This window comes from Occallatibacter gabretensis, from assembly GCF_001449115.1.
GTDB classification, from domain to species: domain Bacteria; phylum Acidobacteriota; class Terriglobia; order Terriglobales; family Acidobacteriaceae; genus Telmatobacter; species Telmatobacter gabretensis.
The window spans coordinates 399,358-421,386 of record NZ_LAIJ01000012.1; the positions used below are offsets into that span (position 1 = coordinate 399,358).

Annotated in this window: 14 protein-coding genes and 1 tRNA gene; 11 read left to right on the forward strand and 4 right to left on the reverse strand. The window is 58.3% G+C overall.

The genetic code is table 11. The features are described 5' to 3' along the window. Nucleotides 1-116 precede the first annotated feature (116 nt). Nucleotides 117-1,802 carry a sensor domain-containing diguanylate cyclase gene (locus tag VO84_RS20925; RefSeq protein ID WP_058189714.1) on the forward strand — a complete coding sequence of 562 codons (1,686 nt, stop codon included), beginning with the start codon at nucleotides 117-119 and terminating at the stop codon, nucleotides 1,800-1,802. Nucleotides 1,803-1,807: 5 nt separating this feature from the next. Here the strand turns inward: VO84_RS20925 and VO84_RS20930 are convergent, their stop codons facing one another. Together VO84_RS20930 and VO84_RS20935 are read right to left on the reverse strand one after the other, a co-directional pair. Then, nucleotides 1,808-2,851 carry a threonine aldolase family protein gene (locus tag VO84_RS20930; RefSeq protein ID WP_058189926.1) on the reverse strand — a complete coding sequence of 348 codons (1,044 nt, stop codon included), beginning with the start codon at nucleotides 2,849-2,851 and terminating at the stop codon, nucleotides 1,808-1,810. Between the two features lie 124 nt (nucleotides 2,852-2,975). Then, on the reverse strand, nucleotides 2,976-4,004 hold the full coding sequence (locus tag VO84_RS20935; protein ID WP_157440040.1) for a hypothetical protein: 1,029 nt from the start codon (nucleotides 4,002-4,004) through the stop codon (nucleotides 2,976-2,978). Between the two features lie 71 nt (nucleotides 4,005-4,075). Here VO84_RS20935 and VO84_RS20940 point away from each other — a divergent pair, with 71 nt between their 5' ends. The 4 genes from VO84_RS20940 (at nucleotide 4,076) to pyrE (ending at nucleotide 9,770) form a co-directional block, all read left to right on the forward strand. Beyond that, on the forward strand, nucleotides 4,076-4,747 hold the full coding sequence (locus VO84_RS20940) for a hypothetical protein (RefSeq protein WP_058189716.1): 672 nt from the start codon (nucleotides 4,076-4,078) through the stop codon (nucleotides 4,745-4,747). A 391-nt stretch (nucleotides 4,748-5,138) separates the two neighbouring features. Further along, nucleotides 5,139-8,225: an excinuclease ABC subunit UvrA gene (gene uvrA / locus VO84_RS20945; RefSeq protein WP_058189717.1), complete on the forward strand. Its 3,087-nt coding sequence runs from the start codon at nucleotides 5,139-5,141 to the stop codon at nucleotides 8,223-8,225. Beyond that, the gene (locus VO84_RS20950; protein WP_058189718.1) at nucleotides 8,222-9,127 is read left to right on the forward strand and encodes a CPBP family intramembrane glutamic endopeptidase; all 906 of its coding nucleotides are present in this window, start codon (nucleotides 8,222-8,224) and stop codon (nucleotides 9,125-9,127) included. The genes uvrA and VO84_RS20950 overlap by 4 nt, the downstream gene beginning before the upstream one ends. Before the next feature lie 25 nt (nucleotides 9,128-9,152). Beyond that, complete coding sequence (gene pyrE, locus VO84_RS20955) at nucleotides 9,153-9,770, forward strand: orotate phosphoribosyltransferase (protein ID WP_058189719.1); 618 nt, start codon at nucleotides 9,153-9,155, stop codon at nucleotides 9,768-9,770. Here the strand turns inward: pyrE and VO84_RS20960 are convergent. Both VO84_RS20960 and VO84_RS20965 read right to left on the reverse strand, forming a co-directional pair. After that, nucleotides 9,767-13,315, reverse strand: a complete 3,549-nt coding sequence (locus tag VO84_RS20960) for a UvrD-helicase domain-containing protein (RefSeq protein ID WP_058189720.1) — start codon at nucleotides 13,313-13,315, stop codon at nucleotides 9,767-9,769. The two genes, pyrE and VO84_RS20960, sit on opposite strands and share 4 nt — an antisense overlap. Then, nucleotides 13,308-15,989 carry a PD-(D/E)XK nuclease family protein gene (locus VO84_RS20965; RefSeq protein WP_058189721.1) on the reverse strand — a complete coding sequence of 894 codons (2,682 nt, stop codon included), beginning with the start codon at nucleotides 15,987-15,989 and terminating at the stop codon, nucleotides 13,308-13,310. The genes VO84_RS20960 and VO84_RS20965 overlap by 8 nt, the downstream gene beginning before the upstream one ends. Before the next feature lie 94 nt (nucleotides 15,990-16,083). Between VO84_RS20965 and VO84_RS20970 the strand changes: the two genes are divergently transcribed. From VO84_RS20970 to VO84_RS20995, 6 genes are all read left to right on the forward strand, one after another. Beyond that, nucleotides 16,084-16,995: an SCO family protein gene (locus VO84_RS20970; RefSeq protein ID WP_231738131.1), complete on the forward strand. Its 912-nt coding sequence runs from the start codon at nucleotides 16,084-16,086 to the stop codon at nucleotides 16,993-16,995. An 85-nt stretch (nucleotides 16,996-17,080) separates the two neighbouring features. Beyond that, complete coding sequence (locus tag VO84_RS20975) at nucleotides 17,081-17,461, forward strand: hypothetical protein (protein ID WP_058189722.1); 381 nt, start codon at nucleotides 17,081-17,083, stop codon at nucleotides 17,459-17,461. Nucleotide 17,462: 1 nt separating this feature from the next. Next, nucleotides 17,463-19,349 (forward strand): ABC transporter ATP-binding protein, encoded by a 1,887-nt coding sequence (locus VO84_RS20980; RefSeq protein ID WP_058189723.1) that lies wholly within the window; start codon nucleotides 17,463-17,465, stop codon nucleotides 19,347-19,349. A 78-nt stretch (nucleotides 19,350-19,427) separates the two neighbouring features. Continuing rightward, nucleotides 19,428-20,615 carry a lactonase family protein gene (locus VO84_RS20985; protein WP_157440041.1) on the forward strand — a complete coding sequence of 396 codons (1,188 nt, stop codon included), beginning with the start codon at nucleotides 19,428-19,430 and terminating at the stop codon, nucleotides 20,613-20,615. Nucleotides 20,616-20,761: 146 nt separating this feature from the next. Next, nucleotides 20,762-21,577 (forward strand): IclR family transcriptional regulator, encoded by an 816-nt coding sequence (locus VO84_RS20990; protein WP_058189725.1) that lies wholly within the window; start codon nucleotides 20,762-20,764, stop codon nucleotides 21,575-21,577. Between the two features lie 199 nt (nucleotides 21,578-21,776). After that, nucleotides 21,777-21,853 (forward strand) — tRNA-Asp (locus VO84_RS20995). The last annotated feature ends 176 nt before the right edge of the window (nucleotides 21,854-22,029 follow it).

Here is a 22,029-nt window from a genome sequence, read left to right on the forward strand (position 1 = left end):
TGGCCCATGGGCTCGACGCGCAGGCATCAACGCGAAGTATTCTTGTTTCATTCTTATTCGCTCTGCGGTACAGTTGTTACTTAAGTAAGGGTTTTTCCACTGCGTGCGGGTCACTGATGGCGAAGTTGATTAAGCGGTCCCGGCGATCGTATTCCGCAATCACAACGCTTATCGCTGCTGCAAGCGGAGCAGTGCTGGTGACGGTTGTCACGGGCCTGCTGGTATACAACAACACGCAGCAGCTTATTTCCGCCAACAAATGGGTAGAGCACACGCAAGAGGTGCTAAGCACGTTGCAACGTGCCTCCCTGCTGACGGAACGCATCGAATACCGCAGCCGGCTCTTTCTCCTGACTGGAGATGAGGATCAGCTCAATCGCGCGCGGACGGCGGCTAATCAGCTGGTTACATCCGCTACGCACCTGAAGACGCTGGTTTCCGACAACCCCGACCAGGCCGGGAACGTAGAGAAGCTTGCAAACGGCTCGGATGAGCTGGTCAAGGCGCTTGACGGATTCAACAAGCAATCCGAGCTGCCGACGCTGGAGATTCAACACTGCCAACAGATTGTCAGCGTGATGACGGATACCGAGCAGTCTCTGCTGAAACAACGCGATGAGAGATCGCAGCGGAGCATTTTTACTTCCGTCACGACAGAGGCGGGGGCAGTGGGCCTGTGGCTTCTGACCTCCGCGGTGCTGCTGGCATTTCTGGTGCGCGATGCGATGCGTCGCGAGCGTGTGGAACGGAAGATAAAGTTCACTAACCAACATCTGGAGCAGAGCGTGAAGGCGTTGGAAGATCGCGCGCAGGAAGCCACTTTACTGACCGCGGCCCGCGACGAACTCCAGTTATGCATGGATGTTCAGCAACTCTATGGCTCGGCTTCGCGCAGGCTTTCGTTCTTATTGCCGGAGACGTCCGGCTCTCTGTGCATGATTGATAACTCGCGCCAGGTGGTGGAAGTGGTTTCGTTCTGGGGAACGACGACGGTGGATGATTTCAATCCGCCGGAGGCTTGTTGCGGACTGCGCTCCGGGCAACCGCGCTGGCGTCAGCCGGGGCTTTCAGAGATTCACTGTACGCATTTCACCGGAGAAGCGCCGGAATGTTATGTGTGTGTGCCTATCGCGGCGCATGGAAGCACACTGGGAGTGCTTTATGTGCAATGCGCGGACGAGGCCGCTGTGCAAGCGGTGAATCGCCGCATGGACGGCCTGCGGCAGTTGTTGCAGATTCTGGCAATGTCTGTGGCTACTCTGAATCTTCAGAGCAAGCTGGAAAATCAATCGATTCGTGATGCGCTTACCGGGCTATTCAACCGGCATTTCATGCAGATTTCTCTGGACCGCGAGCTGTCCCGCGCGGCACGCAAGAAGCAGTCACTGGCCGTGCTGATGCTGGATATGGATCACTTCAAACGATTCAATGATACCCACGGTCATGCGGCAGGAGACGCCGGGTTACAGGGACTTGCGAATGTTCTGAAGAGCAGTATTCGCCCGGAAGATATTGCATGTCGCTATGGTGGCGAGGAATTTACGATTCTACTGCCAGACATCACGGTTGAGGCCGCATATCAGCGCGCCGAAACAATTCTGCAGGCGGTCTCACACATGAGCGTGTCTGTCGGCTCGCAGACTTATAGTGCGTTCACGATTTCAATCGGCATTGCACTGTATCCGAATGATGGAGAGACCCCGGAGCAGCTTTTGCGCTGCGCGGATGAGGCTCTTTACCGTTCCAAGCGCCAGGGGCGCAATCAGGCAACTATTTACGAAAATATTCCAACAACACGCTGAAGTGATCAGGCTCGGACGGTAGTGGTGGATTCGATTTGTGCGCGCAGAATTTCGATTGCTGCCAGGCAATCTTCGCGCGTGACGTCGTGATGTGTGACGATACGCATGGTTTGAGGGCCGACGGCGCTGATGAGAATTTCACGGGTCTTCAGGTTTGCAGAGAGCTCTGCGGCTGTGAGCGAGCCGGTGAGCCGGAAGACGATGATGTTGGTCTCAACTGTAGCGGGATCGATGGCGATGCCTTCGATCTGTGCGAGTGACTCGGCCAGCAAGCGCGCGTTGGCGTGATCTTCGTGCAGGCGCTTCGGCATCTCTTCGAGCGCGATGAGGCCCGCGGCAGCGAGGATACCGGCCTGCCGCATGCCGCCGCCGAGGGCTTTGCGATAGATGCGGGCTTGTTCGATATGCGTGGCTGAGCCGACGAGCATGGAGCCTACGGGCGCGCAGAGGCCTTTTGACAGGCAGAACATGACGGTGTCGAAGCCGCGCGTGAGGTCCTTTATATCGACGCCGAGTGCGACGGCCGCATTGAAGATGCGTGCGCCATCGAGATGAGTAGGAAGATTGCGATTTTTGGCCCCTTCCCAAATCTCTTCCAAGACAGGAAGGTCGGTGACTCGGCCACCGGCGAGGTTGGCGGTGTTTTCGATTTCGATGAGGCCGGTGGCGGCGCGGAATGATCCGCGCTTGAAGATGACCGGTTCAATGTCGCGCCAGGTGAGGATGCCGTTCGGCGTGGGCACGGCACGGACGAGGCAGCCGGAGAAGACGGCGGTGGTGGCCATCTCCCAGTCGAGGATGTGGGCGCGTGATTCGCAGATGATCTCCTGGCCGGGCTGGGTGTGGAGCTTGAGGGCGATCTGGTTTCCCATGGTGCCGGTAGGGACAAAGAGTGCGGCCTCGCGGCCGAAGATTTCCGCGGCGCGCTTTTCCAGGAGATTGATGGTGGGGTCTTCGCCGTAGACGTCATCGCCGACTTCCGCTGCGGCCATGGCGGCACGCATGGCGGGTGTGGGGCGGGTGACGGTATCGGAACGGAGGTCGATGATGGGCACGAAAGTTCCTTTCGTGCAGGGAGCAGGGACTAGAGACCAGGGATATAGGATAGTGCCTGACAGCTCAACTTACGCGTCTTTCCTAGTCCCTGGTTCCTATGTCCCTCAGTCCCTGCCTTTACGGTATTTGGTTCATGGGCAGCTCCATCACTGGAGTGATCTTGCCGCCGTAGGAGGCGTAAGCCCACAGGCCGTGAAAACCGCCTCGCAGGGTGGGTTGCGCCTTGAGAAAGGCGCTCATAGCCGCGGTGGCTTCCGTGCGCTGGGCGGCGGGGTCGCTTACACCGACGGATTCGTACACGATGCCGAGGTCGGGAGCGCGGAGTGATGCGTCAAAATGGACGGAATTGATTTTGAAGGTGCGGTCCCCGGCCTGGGCAGAGAAGGGGAAACTGGGCGCGCCAGAGAGTTGCGACTGCTCCTGATTCAGCTTGTCCAGATTCGGTGAGGAGAGGAAATCGACAGGAAGCAGGAGGGCGCGCGCTGCTTCGTACGAGTAATAAGCAGACCAGGATGCGCCTGAGCGTGCAGCTTCACGGGCGCGCTGCCAGTAGAAGACGCCATCGTGGCCATCGAGCGCGCCGGGACGGGCGAAGATGCCGCCGATCTTCCATGCGCCGGCGTCCCAGCCGAGGACGAGACCGATCTGGCCGGCAAGCGGGGCGCCTGCGGCATCGGCTAGAACAAAGGCATATTTGCCGGGAGGCAGGCTGCGCATGCTGATGGTGACGGTAAGCGAGCCGCTGGCGCTGGTGCAGTAAAACTGCGTGTCGGCGGGGGCGGTGAGCGAGGTGGCGTCCAGGAGATAGAGGTTTCGGAGCTGCATCTGGCCACCCTTGACGAGTGGTGCGGCGGCCTCGGCGGTGTCGTGGATGCCCTCCCACTGCTGCGTGACGGCTGGAAGCAGGGAAGATTGAAGTGTGGTAGCATCCTGCTGGGCTACGGCGATTGCAAGACGCTGGCCGGCGGATGCTAGTAGATCGCGGTCAGCCGGTTGCATGGCGCCCTGCGGGGTGCAGGTGACGGCGCGGCTGAGCGCGGGCGCGGCGACGAAAAGCAGCGCGAAGAGAAAAGCCGGTACTGCTCGGGAGTGGGTACGAATTGCCTGGCGCATGGCTGGTTTGTTCACCTTACGAAAAGCGCTCAAGCGAGCGTTATGGAACCACTGCTAGTCTAGTACACAGACGTGTGAAAGGCCCTTAGGGAGAGCGAGTGAGGATGCGGAAGCTGACAGAACGGCAATTCGTGGCGCGGACGGCGACGCTGCTGGCAGTGCTGGCTGCTTTGGCGGCAGCGCGGCTGGGCGCGCAGGGAGCCCCGCCAGCGTCGGCACCGGCCAAGGCCGCGGCGCCTGCCAGTGCTCCGGCCGTTACTCCGGCTGCAGCACCCACACCAACTCCATCCTGGCCGGCAAACGCCGCTCCGACGCCTGCAGTGGTCGAGTGGGACAGCCATGGTTTGCGGATCAGCGCGAAGAATGCAAGCTTGAGGCAGATTCTGACCGAGGTATCGAGCCGGACGGGCGCAACGCTGGAGGGAATGGGCGCGGATGAGCGGGTCTTTGGTGAGTATGGCCCGGCTCCGGCGAAGGAAGTGCTGGCGCAACTGTTGCATGGTTCGGCGTACAACGTGATGTTGATTGGGGACCAGGGGCAGGGGACGCCACGGCAGATTGTGCTGAGCACGCCCAGCGCGTCGAATCCGACGCAGGGGCAGCATTCGGTGCAGCCAGCGCAAAATACTGCGGATGATGATCCAGAGCCGGTGGTGGATGATACGCCTATACAGCAGCCTCCTCCGATGCCAAGGCCGCCTATGAATCCGGGTTCGCAGTCAGGCCAGCCAGGGCAGCCGTTGCCGCCGGGGCAAGCGCCGCCTCCACCACTGTAAGAATGAGTTAAAGCGCCGCTTCCGGTTGTGGTTTGACAGCTACAGGCGCAGCAGCGGGGCGCGGGCGCATAAGCGCAAAGCCAACTTTAAATATTCCGTATGCCGCAAGAACGCCTAAGGCCATGGAACCGATTGCGGCGCATACGAGCATTGTGAGGTTTATAAAATCCGTCATTCCAAGCCTCTGGGGAGTGAATGGTTGGTGCCAGTATCGTTGATCGGCCGCATTTGCAGGAAGTTTAGGCCTGCTACGGCTCATCTGGATTGTCGCAGAGAAATGGCTTCGTTGACCCTCTAATCTATTGACAACTAGAATACCTATGTCTGCTTAAGTTCTAACAACCCTAAAGATGCACTTACCAATCGGCTTCGTTGCCTGACTTCTTCTCCCATGCCCATTACTCACATTTCCGTTCGCGGGGCGCGCCAGCACAACCTCAAGGACATCAGCGTCCGCATTCCGCGCAATACTTTGACTGTGGTTACCGGACTTTCGGGATCGGGGAAGAGCTCGCTTGCTTTTGACACGATTTACGCCGAAGGGCAGCGCCGGTATGTGGAGACGCTATCGGCTTATGCGCGGCAGTTTTTGGACCAGATCGAGCGGCCTGATGTGGATTCGATCGAGGGCTTGAGCCCGGCGATTTCGATTGAGCAGAAGACTACGAGCCGGAGCCCGCGATCGACCGTGGGTACGATTACGGAAATTTACGACTACCTGCGGCTGCTGTACTCATCGGTGGGTACGCCGCACTGCCCGAATTGCGGAAGGCCGATTGCGCGGCAGACCGCGGAACAGATTGTCCAGCGCATTCTGCAGCTTGGAGCAGGCGAGCGCGTGACGGTGATGGCACCGGTGGTGCGGGGGCGCAAGGGCGAGTTTAAGGATTTGCTGGATCAGCTTGATCAGCAAGGGTTTCGCGCGCGCGTTGACGGCGAGATGCGAGACCTGTCGGAGCCAGTTCAGCTGGACCGGCGCAAGAATCACAACATCGAGGCGGTCATTGACCGCATTCTGCTGAAGCTCTCAGAACCTGCGGCCAGTGGCAAGCCTACGCTGGAAAAACGGCTCGATGCGGCTGTGTCAAAGTCCCTGCAGATGGCAAATGGCCTGGTGCTGGTTGCTCTGGCCAATGGCGAGGAGCAGCTGTTTTCCTCTTCGATGGCTTGCCCGGATTGCGGGCTGGATGTGCCGAAGCTGGAGCCGCGCAGCTTCAGCTTTAACTCGACCTTTGGCGCCTGCCCGGAGTGCCATGGACTGGGTTCCCTCTATGATTTTGATCCGGCGAAGGTGATTACAGACTGGTCGAAACCACTGCTGGATGGAGGACTGGGGCCGGGCTCGGCATCGCAGTATCTGCTGAAGCTGATTCATCTGGCTGCCAGTAAATACGGGATTGATTTGAAGACGCCGTTCGAGGATTTGCCGCCGAAGCAGCAGCACATTCTGGTGTATGGACCGCCGAAAGGCGAGGGACCGCGTACGGGCTTTCATGGGGTTCTGGCGTATCTGCGGGATTCCGTGGAAGAGGCGCGCAGCGACGGCTACCGCGAATACATGATGAACTTCATGTCGGCTACACCCTGCCCGGCGTGCAGAGGTAAACGCCTAAGACCGGAGTCGCTGGCGGTGAAGGTGGGCGGGTTGTCGATTGCAGATTTTACGGCGCTGCCGCTGAACCGCGCATTGTCTGCCGCGTACGAGTTGAAGTTCAATGATCGCGAGGCTCTGATTGCAGAGCGTATCCGGCGCGAGGTAGTGGAGCGGCTGGAGTTTCTGTGCGCTGTGGGGTTGAGCTATCTGGCGCTTGACCGCAGTGCTGCGACGTTGTCTGGAGGCGAGGGGCAGCGGATTCGGCTGGCGACGCAGATTGGTTCGCGGCTGCGCGGAGTTTTGTATGTGCTGGACGAGCCTTCGATTGGGCTGCATCAGCGTGACAACACGCGGCTGATTGGTGCGCTGGAACAGTTGCGCGATCTGGGCAATACGGTCCTGGTGGTGGAGCATGACGAGGACACGATTCGTCATGCGGACTATGTAGTGGATCTTGGCCCAGGTGCGGGCCGGCTGGGCGGCGATGTAGTGGCGGAGGGCACGCCGGAGCAGATTATGGCGAATCCTGCATCGCTGACAGGGAAGTATCTCTCGGGCGCGATTGAGATTCTACAGCGCGAGAAGCCGCGGCCACTAAGTGGCAAGTGGCTCACGATGACGGGCGCGCGCGAGCACAATCTGCATGATCTGAACATCCGGATTCCGCTGGGCATTATGACGGTGGTGACGGGGGTGAGCGGCAGTGGCAAGAGCACACTGATCAATGACATTCTTTACCGCTCGCTGGCACAGAAGATTTATGGGTCGCGCGAGGAGCCGGGATCGCATGATGAGCTGGTGGGCGCGGAGCAGCTGGATAAGGTGATCCGCATTGATCAGTCGCCGATTGGGCGCACACCGAGATCGAATCCTGCGACGTATACACAGGTCTTTGGGCCAATCCGCGATCTGTTTGCGATGCTGCCGGAGAGCCGCGAACGGGGATATAAGCCTGGGCGCTTCAGCTTTAATGTTGGCGGCGGCCGCTGTGAGGCTTGCGAGGGCGATGGGCAAAAGCGTATTGAGATGAACTTTATGCCGGATGTGTACGTACAGTGCGAGGTGTGCAATGGACGTCGCTACAACCAGGAGACGCTGGCGGTAAAGTTCCATGGCTACTCGATTGCGGACATTCTGGAACTGACAATTGAGGATGCGCTGGCGGTGCTCCTGAATGTGCCGCAGGTCAAGCAGAAACTACAGACACTGGTGGATGTGGGGCTTGGGTACGTGCACCTGGGACAGAGCGCGACGACGCTCTCTGGCGGCGAGGCGCAGCGTATGAAGCTGGCCCGCGAGCTGAGCAAGCGGCAGACCGGCCGTACGATGTACGTATTGGATGAGCCGACTACGGGCTTGCATTTTGATGATGTCCGCAAGCTGCTGGAGGTGCTGCACAGGCTGGCGGATCTGGGTAACACTGTGATCATCATTGAACACAACCTGGATGTGATTCGCAACGCGGATTGGATTATCGATCTGGGCCCGGATGGCGGCGAGAACGGCGGAAAGCTTGTAGCACAAGGCAGGCCCGCGAAGGTAGCAGCGACGCCAGAGTCGTTTACGGGGCAATTTCTGCGGCGGTATTACGCGGCGGCAAACGGACGGCTGGAAGCGCTTGATGAAGAAGGGGCGGAAGCGCTGCTGTTTGACGAGGTTCTGGCGACGGAGCACGCGCGGAAGAATGCGACCGCGAAGGGTACAGCAAGCGAGAGCCGGGCTGGCAAGGGCCGCGCGAAGAAGACGGGCGTCCCCGAGACAAGAGCGAGCTTCGCAGCAGCAAAGACAAATTCCGCAACCGCAGAGGCTGACGCGGCGTCTACTAAGGCGACGACGAAACGTCCGGCTAGGAAATCTGCAACGAGAAAAACGGGGAAGGCATGAGCGGCGAGATCAACGAAGAGTTCGTCGCGCAGGCTGCTGAGCCTGAACCGGCTATTGCGCCGGCCGAAACGTACGTGGTGGAAGCGCCGAGACCAATGCGCTTTCCGAATATTGCGGACGTGGGGTTGCTCAGCATCCTGCTTGTTTTTGCCGCTCTCATCGCGACCATTATCACCGCTGGATCTCTACAGTTTCACCTGTTAGGCGTATCCACGGCGAAGCAGGCGTTTGCGGATATTCGTTACGCGCTTGGTTGGCAGCTGCTGTGGTATCTCTTCACACTGATGGGCTGCATCGCTCTCTTCCCGCATCTGTGGCACACGCCTTTCTTTCGTGGAATGGAGTGGCGATGGAGTGCGGCAGCAGATGCCCGCGGGCGCCTGATGGGCACGGCGTTTTTCTGCCTGGTGCTGGCAGTAGTGGATGGAAAACTTATGCCAGGGCCTGAGAATGCGCCGATCGATGAGGTCTTCAAAATGCCCGGCGCGCCGTGGTTCATGTTCTTCTTTGGCACTCTGCTGGCGCCGTTTTTTGAAGAGATGCTGTTTCGCGGGTTTTTACTGCCGGCTTTCTGCACGGCCTACGACTGGTCAGTGGAGCGCATAACGAAGCGACCTGCGCCGTGGCCGGATGAGCAGGGAAAGACGGTGTGGACATTGCCAGCGATGGCGGTGGGATCTGTGCTTGTGAGCATTCCCTTTGCGCTGATGCATGGCGCGCAAACGGGCTATTCATTGGGGCCGTTTGTGTTGTTGTTCTGCGTGAGCCTGGTGCTGTGCTGGGTGCGGTTGCGATTCCGCTCGCTGGCCGCGAGCACACTGGTGCATGCGAGCTATAACTTGCTTTTATTTGCCATCATGATTGCGGGCACGGGCGGCTTTAAGAATCTGGACAGGTTGTGAGCATCGGTCCATTACAATCGAACGAATGACCGACACCTCTTACGCCAGTCAACTGCTCTCTCTACTTGCGCGCATCAGCTTTCGCCTGGGCCAGTTCAAGCTTTCTTCCGGTGGAACGAGCGATTACTACATCGATTGCCGGACAACGACACTCCATGCAGAGGGCGGGCGGCTTACGGGTCACGCAATTCTTGAGCTGCTGGAAAAGAACGGCGTAAAAGCGGATGCTGTGGGCGGCCTGACGATGGGTGCGGATCCGATTGTTTCAAACGTGGCTACGGCAAGCGCGTGGCGAGCGATTGAGCAGCCGGGTTCACCGCTGATGCATGGATTTCTGGTCCGGAAAGCAGAGAAGACGCACGGAACAGGAAGGCGCATTGAGGGCTTTCTGCGCGAGGGCGCGCATGTGGTGATTGTGGATGATGTATGTACGACAGGTGCATCGACGATCAATGCAATTGAGGCCGCGCGTGAGGCCGGGATGACGGTGGCCGCCGTGGTTTGCATTGTCGAGCGCGAGGAAGCGAACGGGCGGCCTGCTGTAGAGCATGCTGCTCAGGGCGCGCCGTTTCTGAGGCTTTTCACCGCGAAGGACGTTCGCGCGGAGCATGTGGCGCAGTTGGAAGCAGCAAGTAGTAGTTAGATTTTCCACCAGTCAAAGAGGCGCATGCGCGGATAATAGAGGCCGGCGCGTACTTCAACATCCGGTCCATGCAGCAGGCGAAGAAGGCGTGCGTAGAGATTGAGCTGCGGCTCAAATAGATTCCGTAGTTCTGGCAGTGCCGTTTCCGATTCGATTGTCTTATAGTCCACAATCCACCAGATGTCATTGCCTGCGACATGGGGCTTAGGCCCAGCGCGGAAGATGCGGTCTGCCTGCACGGTTCGCAACTTACCATCAAGAAGGCCGGTCCAGCGTGTTTCGCTTGCTGCATCGGCGTGCGGCGAAAGAAGCCATTGTGCATCTGTGTCTGTACTTGCACGCAGAACCATATCGAGTGCCCGTGTGGCGATGTGCTCGGCTTCGGCAGAATCGATGCCGGTGGAGCGAATTTCTGCGATGAGACGCGGGAGAATGTCTTCGAGCGCAGCTTGTGATGCGCTCAAGTTATGAGGGTGCTGGCGCGCCAGTTCTGCCATGAGTGTATGGACTGCCGTGCCGAGTACACGCGAAACCAGTCCGCCTTCATGACGCTGGTATACGCTTTGATCGCCAAGACCCGCAAACGAACCGCGAGTGGCGGGGAATGCGGCGGCAGGAGTTTTGTAGTTCGCGGGCAGGCGATGAAGAATCGCAGGCTTGCGGACGATTTCGCTGCTGGTGGTTTCGTTTCCTTGCAATGCAGGTATTTCCAGATGCGATGCTGCAAATTGTGATTCTGCGATCTCCTTCAACGCGGGCCACGCGGATTCGAGCAAGCTGTTTGAGCGGGGTTTCAGCTCTTTGTCCTTGTCTGCCGGAGCTTCCATACGCGCGAAAAAGTGAAGTTCCTCGCGCGCGCGCGTGGCGGCCACGTAAAGCAGCCGCTGAATCTCCTGCCGCTCGCGGATTGCGTAGAGCGAGTCGACCCATTGCTTGGCAGAGCCTCGCTCTGTGCCCTTGGCCTGCTGCGGCGCGACGAGGAATTCCGTCATCTCGCCTGCCTCATCTGCTTCTGAAAGTCCACGCTCAAGCCATGCGACCATGCGATGACGTGTGCGTTTCGACTGGCCGTGAATTTCCGGCACGATGATGACTTCAAACTCGAGGCCTTTGGATTTGTGAATGGTCATCAAGTGGACGCCATAGTCGCTCTCAGCGGCAGGATCTGGCAGCGCAGTGAGATCTTTGAGTGCAGCGCCAAGCGCAGGTCCAAGCAGATCCGGCTCTGCGCCGGGAAGCGCATCGAGGCATTGCCAGAGAAGATCGAGATTCGCTCGCGCGGCGACATCTACGCAATCAGCCCCGCCGACCAGCAGCCATGTTTGTTCGAGCCATGTTCCGAGTGCCACCTCTGGCTGCGCGGCCCGCATGGCGTGGGCTTGCTGCATAGCCTGCTCGATGCGCTGCACTGCCTGGCGGCCGGAATCACTGAGCATATGCATTCGCTCGGCGAGCAATTCAGGGATTGCGCTCGCACGGATTGCGGGATCATCCGCGCTGGTAAGTGTGTGCAGGTCTGCGAGCAAAAGACCGCACCAGGGAGCACGCAGAACACCAAGCCATGCGATGCGATTCTGGCCATTCATGAGCGCGCGAGCAAGATTCAGCGCATCGATTACCTCCGGCCGTTCAGACAAGCTCTCGAGACTTTCAGCTCGAAAGGGAATTCCGGCTTCGCGCAGTGCTGCGGCGATAGGTACAAGCATCTTTGTAGTACGCGCGAGTACGGCGATACGAAACTTTCCACCGTTGAGGCGCGCCTGCTCGATTTGTTCAGAGTAGTTACCGATGAGTTCTGTGATTTCGGCGACCTGTGCCGCGTGGGCAGCCTCGCTTTTTACTTCACCTCTGGGAGTGAAGGTTGAATGAAATGACAGACGTAGTGGCGGTCCGACCGAGTCCTTACGCGCGGCTTCCGCTTTTGCAAATTCGATGCTACTGCTGTTGTCTTCGGCAATGATGCTGCCGAAGAATTCATTGAGTTCCTGAACCAGCGCATCCGCGGTGCGAAAGTTGGAACTGAGGCGGATGAAATTGAACTTTAGTGATTCGCCGCCGGGCAGGTCGATGCCTCGCTTGCGTACCTGCGGGAACAGCTCCGCAGCAGCGTCGCGAAACAGATAGATCGATTGCATGGGATCGCCCACGGCAAAGACGCTTCTGCCGGTTGTCTCGCCCCATGCCGCGGCGATGGCGGCAATGAGTTGATGCTGACGGCGGCTGGTGTCCTGAAATTCGTCCACGAGCAGGTGATGAATCTCATCGGCGATTCTGAGCCCGGCCTCCGTGGGCATGCGTTCATCGTCCTGAAGCACGTGCTGCGCCTGCTGTGCGACTTCGATGTAATCGACCGCCCCGGATTCGGCAAAGGCGACGCGCAGCTGGGCTGCTGCGTGACGCAGAAGAGTGAAGCAGGCGCGAACGATGCGCCACTCAGCATCTGTGTAGCGTGCCGGAGGAAGCGTGCGAAGTCTATGCAGCGTGGATTCGAGAGCTTCGACGTTGCATAGTGTGGCGAGCAGCGACACCAGACGCTGCTTTTCGATTTTGCGGTCGGTGGGAAAGCCGTCGTGGACAGTTACGTTCTTGCGAAAGGTTCCTTCCTTTGTCAGGAGCAGATCGGTGAGATCGAGCCACGCTACGCGCGCCGCGTCAATTGCCTCGGCGCTTCCGAATGGAGGGCAGGGAAGTTCAACTTGCTCCGCGAGTGCCTGGAGGCTGCCGTCGTTCTTCTGCTCGCAGGCAAAGCGCGCGAGTGCGAGAGCTTCTTCGCAGATATCAGGAAGCTGAAGGAAAAGTTCTGCAGCCGCGGCAAGCGATTGGCCGGCTGCTGCTGCGAAGGGCTGCTCGAGCCGCGTGCGCAGTGCGTTCCAATCCGGTTCGTGCTGTAGCAGGAAATCATGCATCCAGCGGTCACGTTTGCTGAGCATTTCAACCAACTGGTCTTCGATCTCCTGCCAGTTGTTGTCCTGCAATTCGAGCAGCATCTCGATGGACTGAAGCAATTCGGTATTGGCTGCGGACTCTGGCGCTCCCAGCTGTGCCAAAGTGCTTTGTGCTGCGCGACGATACAATTCTTCCGGCTCAGCGGCAATTTCTAGAGTTCCACCCAAACCGCCGAGCAGGGGTTGTTGTATTGCTATCTCGCGGCAGAAGGCGTCAATGGTAGTGATGCGTAGCTGTACCGGAAGATCGTCGAGCTGCCAGCCGCGCTCTGTAAGCCACTGCAGCGCGCGATGGGCGAGTGTTGCCATCGCAAATGCGTCATGATTTGTCGTAAGCCCATCGTCTTCATTGCTTGCCGCGACTTTCTCCAACTCCGTCACGATGCGGTGGCGCATCTCTGCAGCGGCGGCCTTGGTAAAGGTGATGGCGACGATCTGCGTGGGGTCGTCTACTTCACTCAGCAGGCGCAGAAATCGGCGCGTGAGCAGGTCAGTTTTGCCGGAGCCAGCCGGAGCCTGCACGAGTATGTTCTGGTTTGGTGCGAGAGCCTGCTCGCGCTGTGTCTGATCTGGAGGAAGCGATTGTTCAGAGCTATTCATCTGCATCCTCCTCTTCGTCCGCAGTGCCTTTATATGCTGCGGTTTCGTGAATGCGGCACAGCGCCTGCAGGCCGCATGTCTCGCAAGTTTTTGGAATTTCGCGCGGGTCTAGATCTGCTCGTCCAGCAAGAAAATCCTGCGCGAGCTGCTCAATCTTTGTGCGCCATGCATCAAGCTGGTCGAGGGTCAGGGGGTTCTTTACCAACGAAGAGGTCCCATTCAATTCTGCGAGAAGAGTGGATTTTGCGTCCGTGATGCGGCCTGCAAAGCACAGGTTCTTCTCGCCTGTACGCACCTTGGCAAAGACGAGACCTCCGATTTTGCTATCCGGCGGCAGCGCGAAGCCGGCGTAGAGCGGCAGCTGTGCATCCTCTGGCCGAGGCAGGTCCCATTGATTTGGTTTTTGATCGCCGGTTTTGTAATCGATCACAAGGGATGAGCCGTCGTTGAGCCGGTCAACGCGATCGAGACGGACACGCAGCGTTAATCCGGCCACCGTTACTTCGTGCTTGAGCTCGGCATCCTCAACAGAAAAATCCTGTCGGCGGAGTTCAAAGCGCAGCCACTCTGTTACAAGGCGCGTCAGCCGTTGCTCTTCAAGCTTGAGATAGCGAACAGGCATTCGCTCGCGCGCGCTTGCAGGCAGTTTGGAGCGCATGGCTGTGTGGACATAGTTTGTTACAAATGCGTTGAGATCCAGTAGCGACTTTAGTTCTGCCAGCGTGCGAATCCCGCCTGTTGCGACTCCGCCCCACACAAGGCTCATGACTTCATGCAAGAGATTGCCCCGAATAAGCGCGGTCAATCCAGCCTGAGCTGCATCCCACTTTTCTGCAGCGAGCCGTTCTACGGCAAATGCCTGAAATGGGCAGAGAGACTGCATCGTAACAACCTTTGCGCCCCCTGCGATGGCTCCTTCTGTGGCACGCAATGGAATCTGACTTGTATCAAGGATGCGTTCGGTTTGTGGTTTGGACGCAGCGCGCTCCGTCAGCTCCGCGGGGAGGGAATCAGCTTTGACCGCGAGATCAGCAATTTGCTTTGCAACCAGTCTTGACGCTCGTCTTTCAACGCCTTCTCTTAGTCGTGCGTAGCTAAAATGTACGGTCGCGGCCGATTGAAGGATGCGATTGGTCATGGCTTGGGCAAGTTCTCTGTCCTGCAGCGCTGTGGCATGCGGCATCTGCGCGGCACGCTGCACCTCAGGCGGCAGAAGCGGGTTCAGACTGCCTCGCGGTGGCCAGGAATCATCATCCACGCCAAGGAACCAAATGCCATCTGCAACGATGCCGGCTGACTCCGCGGTACCGGCAACGAGCACGGGCGCTTCTTCCGATTCCAAGGTGAAGAGCGTGGATGCGAGCTCCTGATCGAGCTTAGATAAAAATTTGCGCCACTCCATGGGTTGCCCATCGAAACCAAGCGATCCGCAGGCTTCGAGCACCTGTTCCCAGCGGCGCATTGCCTGAAATTCTCCGCTTGTGAGTGCCTCCTCGCCTGGCCAGCCTGCTTCGCGGAGAAGCTCCGGCACTTGCTCGGCCCATTCAAGCGGCTTTCGCGCACGGCGAGTTTCACGCAGCAGGCGCTGGCGTGCGGCACGCATGCGATGTGTCCAGGAGTCCAGCGGTTGTACGCGGGCTTGTTCGGCGAGAAACTGGTCGAGGGTCCACTGTGGGCGTTGCAGGTTTCTACGGCGGATCTGGCGATGAAAGGCTTGCAATGCTGCACGTTCTGGAGCGCTGCCAGCATAGGGCGTAGCGAAGAGCCAGTCGATCTCATGCTCGCTGAGTGAGCTGTCAAGCCAATGGAGCAGCATGGCGGCAGCCCGCGAGATGCCGATTGTGCCAAGCGGAACTCCCAGAGAGAATTCAGCGGGCACGCTTTCACGAAGAAAGGCTCGTTCGAGCTCGCCACGACGATTTTGTGCCTCCTGTGTAATTACGAGCAGGCGTGTTGCGGGATCTGCATTGAGTTGCGTGCGGCACCAGCGTGCACATGCCATTAGCTCTGTTGCAGGGTCAGCAGCAACGTAGGAATGCACGTCGGTGGCGCGCTCTGCGGAGGCGACGAGGCTCCATTGGCCCCATGCGTTGAAGAGCCGCTCCTGTGACGGAGTAAGCCGATCAAAGCCTGCAAGCAAAAGGGGCGGGCGAATTTCTGCGCTGTCGAGGAGCAGGGAAGTGAGGTCGTCCGCGATTCTCTCCGCACTGATCAGCTTCTTCACGCGGCATTCGGAGTCAAACAGTTCCAGCCACTCACTGAAGACTCCAGCATCCTGAAGCCATCCGCGGCGTGAGCGCGAGTCGAGTAGCTGTGGAGCATAAGCGCAGAGAAGGCTGTGCGCTGTCATGCAAAGCTCGGCGAGGCGATGGAGCGGGCCGGGCAGCAATGCGGTTTGGTGCTCGCTGGCGTGGATAAAGCCGGACCAGAGCGCCTGTTCTTGAATGGCATTCAGAATCAGAATTCCTTCCGTGCGCCGGCGCTCCCACTCCTGGCGTATAAAGGATTGCCACGAAAGCACATCTGGAGTGGACCAGGCCGCAAGTCCTTCTGCGCGCCGCTGCCGGTGATAACTTGCCAACACTGCGCGCACTGCGCGTTCGCTGGCAGCGACCACTCGACCGCCTGCGCGAAGCCAGTGATCGAGTTCCGTAGCTGTGGTGGCGTTGTGCATGGTCCCCATTTCAGCGTTATACCCGCTCTGGCCGGAGTGCGCCATCTGAGGAAATCGCGCCGGTCTGAACTCGTACCGGGTTGTACACTGAGGTGTGAAACGCCGATTCCTTATCGTCGCCGCAACTGCTGCTGCAATGCTGGCTGGCTGCCATTCCGGACCCAAGCCGGATGCGCCCGTGCCCTCCGCTTCCGCGATGCCTGGTTATAAGACCTACAAAATGCGCGGGAAGATTGTTTTTACAAATGCTTCCACAGGCGAGGTCACGGTACAGCATGCCGCTATTACCGGCTTTATGGAAGCCATGACCATGCCGTACAAGGTCAAGGATCCGAATATTCTCTCTGAATTGCATCCGGGAGACACAATTACGGCGGATCTGCTTGTCTCGCAGCATGACGACGCGGACATTGTTCTCGACAACATTGTTGTGGTGGCGCAGGCCAAGCCCGATTACAAGCCTCAGGCGATCTATCACGTACCGCAGGCCGGTGACACAGTACCGGATTTTGCGCTTCGCAACCAGGACGGCAGGCAAATTCATCTCAACCAGTTCCGCGGAAAGCAGCTGCTGGTTACGTTTATTTACACGCGCTGCCCGCTGCCCAACTTTTGTCCGCGCGTTACACGTAACTTTGCCGATTTGCATCGGAGGATTGCGGCAGATCCCGCACTGGCCGGTAAGACGCATTTGCTGTGCGTGAGCTTTGACCCTGACAACGATACGCCGGCACGCCTGCGCGCGTATGGTGCGACATATATTGGCAGCGATGCGGCTTTGGCTTTTGAGCGCTGGGATTTTGCCGTACCGGACAAGCCAACGCTGACCAAGATGGCACATTTCTTTGACATTGGCTTGACCAACGAGGCCGACAACACGATTACGCATACGCTTTCCACTACATTGATTGGCGCGGACGGCAAGGTCGAGCGCTTCTATCCTGGCAACGAGTGGACGGTGGATGAGGTTTTCACGGATGTGAAGCGAAGCGCGGCAAAGGCGTGAGGGACGCAAACCACAATCGTGCATCCTGAGAAGATCGGCTGAATCCAACTGATATGCTGGCGTTAATCTAACGGAGTGATTCTGAATGGCAAAGGTGACGCTCGTCTTCGCGGTACTGCTTGTGGCTCTAGGATTAGTTGGCTACATCGGGACCGGCAGCCAGCACATGACAGCGCTTATTCCCGCGTGGTTTGGCGTTGCGCTTGGGATTTGTGGTTTGCTGTCCATCAGCCCCAGTGAGGGGCGACGCAAGCTCTTCGCGCATATCAATGTCACGATTGGCATGGTTGGATTCATTGGCGGCGCAGTGGAAGCCATCCGAGGGTATCTTTCTGCCAAAGCGAAGGGGCTTGTGCCGGATCAGATTGCGTTTGCCTCCAAGCTCACCATGGCTGGCATGCTTCTGGTGTACGTAATCCTCTGCGTGCGGTCATTTATTGCGGCGCGTGCAGCGCGAAAGGCATAAGATGGGCGGCCTACGCGGAGGTGGATTGGGCAACCTGCGGCCTGAGCGCACGCAGGGGCGGCAGTTGCGTGCCGGAGCGGTAAGTGCCGAGGCGAAGAAATCCAAGCCAAGTCTCAAGAAAATCTGGCCGCAAGCACTGGCGATTATGGCTCCGCGCAAAGGGCTATTGCTGGGCGGCCTGGCGCTGATGGTGGTTAACCGCGTGGCGGGCCTGGTGATGCCGTATACCACCAAGCCACTGCTCGATAAAGCCTTCAATCCAGCTGGCGATCCCACTCTACTGCCGAAGTTCATAGCTCTCGTTTTTGGCGCGATGCTGTTGCAAGCCATTACTTCGTATGCGCTGATCCAACTGCTGTCAATAGCGGGCCAGCGGCTGATCGCCGAGATGCGCCGCAACGTTCAAAAACACGTCGGCCTTTTGTCGGTTGCATACTACGATGCCAATCGCACCGGCAATCTTGTTTCGCGCATCATGACAGATGTGGAAGGTGTGAGGAACCTTGTTGGAACCGGCCTGGTGGAGTTTCTCGGCGGTCTCCTTACGGCTATTCTTGCATTCATTTTCCTGCTTCATAAAAGCGTCACTGTTACGCTGACCGTGTTTGCCGCACTTGGCGTATTTATTTTCATCCTGCAGTACGCTTTCAAGACAATTCGGCCTATCTTTCGCGAGCGCGGCAAGATCAATGCCGAAGTGACCGGCAGGCTTACGGAATCGCTTGGCGGCGTACGCGTAATCAAGGGTTATCATGCTGAGGCGCGCGAGCATGAGGTCTTTGGCGCGGGCGTGGAGCGCCTGCTGCAGAACGTGATGAAGTCGTTGACGCTCACCAGCGTCATGTCGTCCGCTTCCACCACGATGATGGGCATTGTCTCGGGCGTGGTGATGTGGCTCGGCGGCCACGCGGTTATCCATGGTCAGTGGACCACCGGCGACTATTTCCAATACAACATGTTCCTTGTGTTCATGGTTGCCCCTATGATCCAGATCACGAGCATTGGGACGCAGCTTACGGAAGCGTTTGCCGGGCTTGACCGCACGAATGAGATTATGTCGGAGCTCGAGGAGAACCAGAGCCCGGAGCGCACGGAAAAGATGCCACCGATTGAAGGCCGCGTGCGCTTTGAAAATGTCGAGTTCTCTTACGACCCTGAAAAGCCTGTTCTTCACGGCATCAGCTTTACCGCCGAACCAGGAACGGTGACTGCACTGGTTGGTTCCTCCGGCTCTGGAAAGTCCACCATCATCAGCCTGCTCTGTGCTTTTCATAGCCCTGGGAGTGGCAAGGTTTTGGTGGATGGGTACGACTTATCTAAGGTTGACCTCAACACATTTCGATCGCAGCTTGGTGTGGTGCTCCAGGATTCGTTTTTGTTTGATGGCTCCATTCGCGAGAACATCATGTTTTCGCATCCCGGGGCGACCGAGGAACAGTTCCTGGCAGCTTGCCGAACGGCGCGCGTGGATGAGTTCGCCGAGCGCTTCCCGGAGGGTTATGAAACCATTGTGGGCGAGCGCGGAGTGAAGCTCTCCGGCGGGCAGCGGCAGCGGTTATCCATTGCTCGTGCGCTCTTGGCCGAGCCTCGCATCCTGATTCTGGATGAGGCTACCAGTTCGCTCGACTCCGAGTCGGAGGCGATGATTCAGTCCGGGCTGGCTCGCCTGATGGAGGGTCGCACTACCTTCGTGATTGCGCACCGGCTCTCCACCATCCGCCGCGCCAATCAAATCCTGGTTGTGGAGCAGGGAAGGATTGTGGAGCACGGCGATCATGATGAGCTGTATGCGCTGGGCGGCCGCTATTACGACCTTTACACACGGCAGCATGGCCTTGAGGCCAATCTTTTCCTGGCTCCGGGTGAAGGCGACACGGTCGAAGCCTGATTCTGGCTTCTCACCGGATTAGGCATTCCCAAATATCCATTCATCAGGCGCCCGCCACTACGCCGTTATATTGTTCTTATGCGAACCATGCTGGCAGTCATGTTGTGTTGGTATTGCATCGGCGTTGCTGCGGCTCAAGTAGTAACAGTCAAAAACTATAGTACCGATGGCCATCCCACCCAGGCGATCTGGACACCTGACGGGCAATACGTGCTCGTGACTGTAAACAGCGAGCGCGGCTCTGGCTCCGGCATCGAGGTCTTTCGTGTCGAGCCAGGCAAACTGAAACGCATAGCCTTCCAGCCTCTCGGCGGTGTTATGGCACAGGGAATCCTGCTTATCCCTCACACGCAGACATTGGCCGTCGGCGCATCCGACGCTGGGGTGGCGTTTCTCCCGTTGCAGGAGGCGCTGGAAGGCAAGGCCAAACCAATGGCTTTACAGCAGGGCCAGAACGCGGGATCCGGCTATCTCGCAGTTACGCCGGATGGTCAGACTCTCTTCATAGCCAATGAGTATGGACAAGGCGGCAACGTCGGCGTGATCGCTTTGCATCGCGACGAGTCAGGGGCCGTGCACCCTCAAGCGCTTACTCAACTCCACACGCCGCGAGCTACGCCCGGAGTCACCATCTCAACCGATGGAACTCGCGTCTATGCCGTGGGAGAGGTCGTCGCGGAATCCTTTGACGCGCGTATCCCGGGCAACGACATCCCGGAACTGCATCATGACGGCTGCGTGCAGGGCCAGAATGGCAGCCCGGAACCCAACGGCGCGCTCTATGTCATCGACGCGGCCAAAGCCGCTCAGCTCACTCCAGCGGCAGGTGCGGATGCAGTGCGCTCCGCCATGCCCGCCGTTTTTGACGCAGGCTGCTCCCCGGTCCGCGAAATCATGAGTCGTGATGGCAAAACACTTTATGTAACAGCCCGTGGCGACAACAAAGTTCTGATCTTTGACGCGCAGGCGCTCGAAAACGACCGCAAGCACGCATTCGTCGGGGCAATTTCCAGCGGTGGAGAAGCGCCTGTAGGCATCGCGCTTTTCGACAATGATCGCAAGATGCTTGTTGCTAACTCCAACCGCTTTGCCGGAGGCGGCGGCAAAGCCACTGTCTTTGACGTGGCTGATCGCGCGAAGCCCACTCTGCTGCAGACCATCCAGACAGGAGCATTTCCACGAAATATCACCGCGTCGCCAGACGGAAAATCCCTCCTGCTGACCGTATTCCTTGGGAACGAACTGATGGTGCTCACAGAAAAATAAGATCAGGCACCTCACTATCAAACCAGCACTCAGGTGCAAAAGAAATTGCAGAATGCCGGATTCGGCGCAAAACTACCGTTTTATTGACACCTCCCGGTTTCATTTGGAAAACTATATCTATCCATTAGGCGAAACGGGAGTTCAGAATGCGAGACGCACTTCCCCACGGCACATACAAGGTTCAGGCTCTTGATCGGGCATTTGCCGTCCTCGATCTTCTTGGCGAGAGTGATACGCCCTTAGGGCTGGCGCAAGTTGCCTCCTCGCTGCAGCTTCACAAAAGTACAGCGCATCGGTTCCTTATGGTTCTGGAGCGGCACCACATGGTGGAGCGCACGGGCAACGGCAAGTTCCGGCTCGGGCTGCGGCTCTTCGACTTCGGCAACCGGGCAATTGAGCAATACGATCTGCGCGACCGTGCGCAGCCGCATCTGCGGCGCCTTGTCACGGAGACAGAGGAGACCGCGCACCTCTGCATTCTGGAACAGGCGCATGTGATTTATATCGATAAGATTGAGCCCGGGCGTTCCGTGCGCATGATTACGCGCATCGGAGCCAGTAATCCCGTGCATTGCACCTCGGTGGGGAAAGCGATTCTGGCATTTTTGCCGGAAGAGCGTATCGCCGATGTGATTCGGCGCACCCGCTTTGAGCGCTTTACGCACCGGACCATTGCCACACCGGAAGCCCTGCGCGTAGAGATCGAAAAGACACGCCGCCGCGGCTATGCAGTCGATGACGAGGAGCTGGAAGAGGGGCTGCGCTGCATAGCTGTGCCAGTTCTGGATGCACAGCGCCAGCCTGTGGCTGCGGTCAGCGTTTCGGGCCCATCCTTCCGCGTTACCGCGCAGAAACTGCCGGCGATTGCCAATCATCTTCTGCAGTGTGTGCGCGGTATTTCTGCAGACATGGGCTTCATTTCCGGCAACCGTTCCAGCCGCACGCCAGCGTGGTCGGCGTAGCCGGGTTGCAGCGCAGAAAGGGAGGAGAATTCGGCCTGCTTGCACCGCACAGACAAGGCTCTTTCTGATACACTTATCCATGTTGCGGCAATGAGAAAGCTCTTCATGGAGAACTCATTGCAGGCCGCCCACACTCTGCATTAAACGTCTCCCGGCTTCATCAGAATCGGTTTTGAGACGAAAAATGCAGCAGTCCTGTGGGGACGTAGCTCAGTTGGTTAGAGCGCCGCCCTGTCACGGCGGAGGTCGCGGGTTCGAGCCCCGTCGTCCCCGCCATAAACCAGAGAAGCCTACGGTTTATGGCGATTCAAAACGTGATATATACGTGAGTTGTCCCCGGCGGAGTGGGTTCAGGTCTACTCATCACTGCGTTGTATTACCGTGCTATAGTTTGTCTGCCGCCGGATATCCGGCTTCTCATTCCATCCAGAACGGCTTTATCCAGACAAATC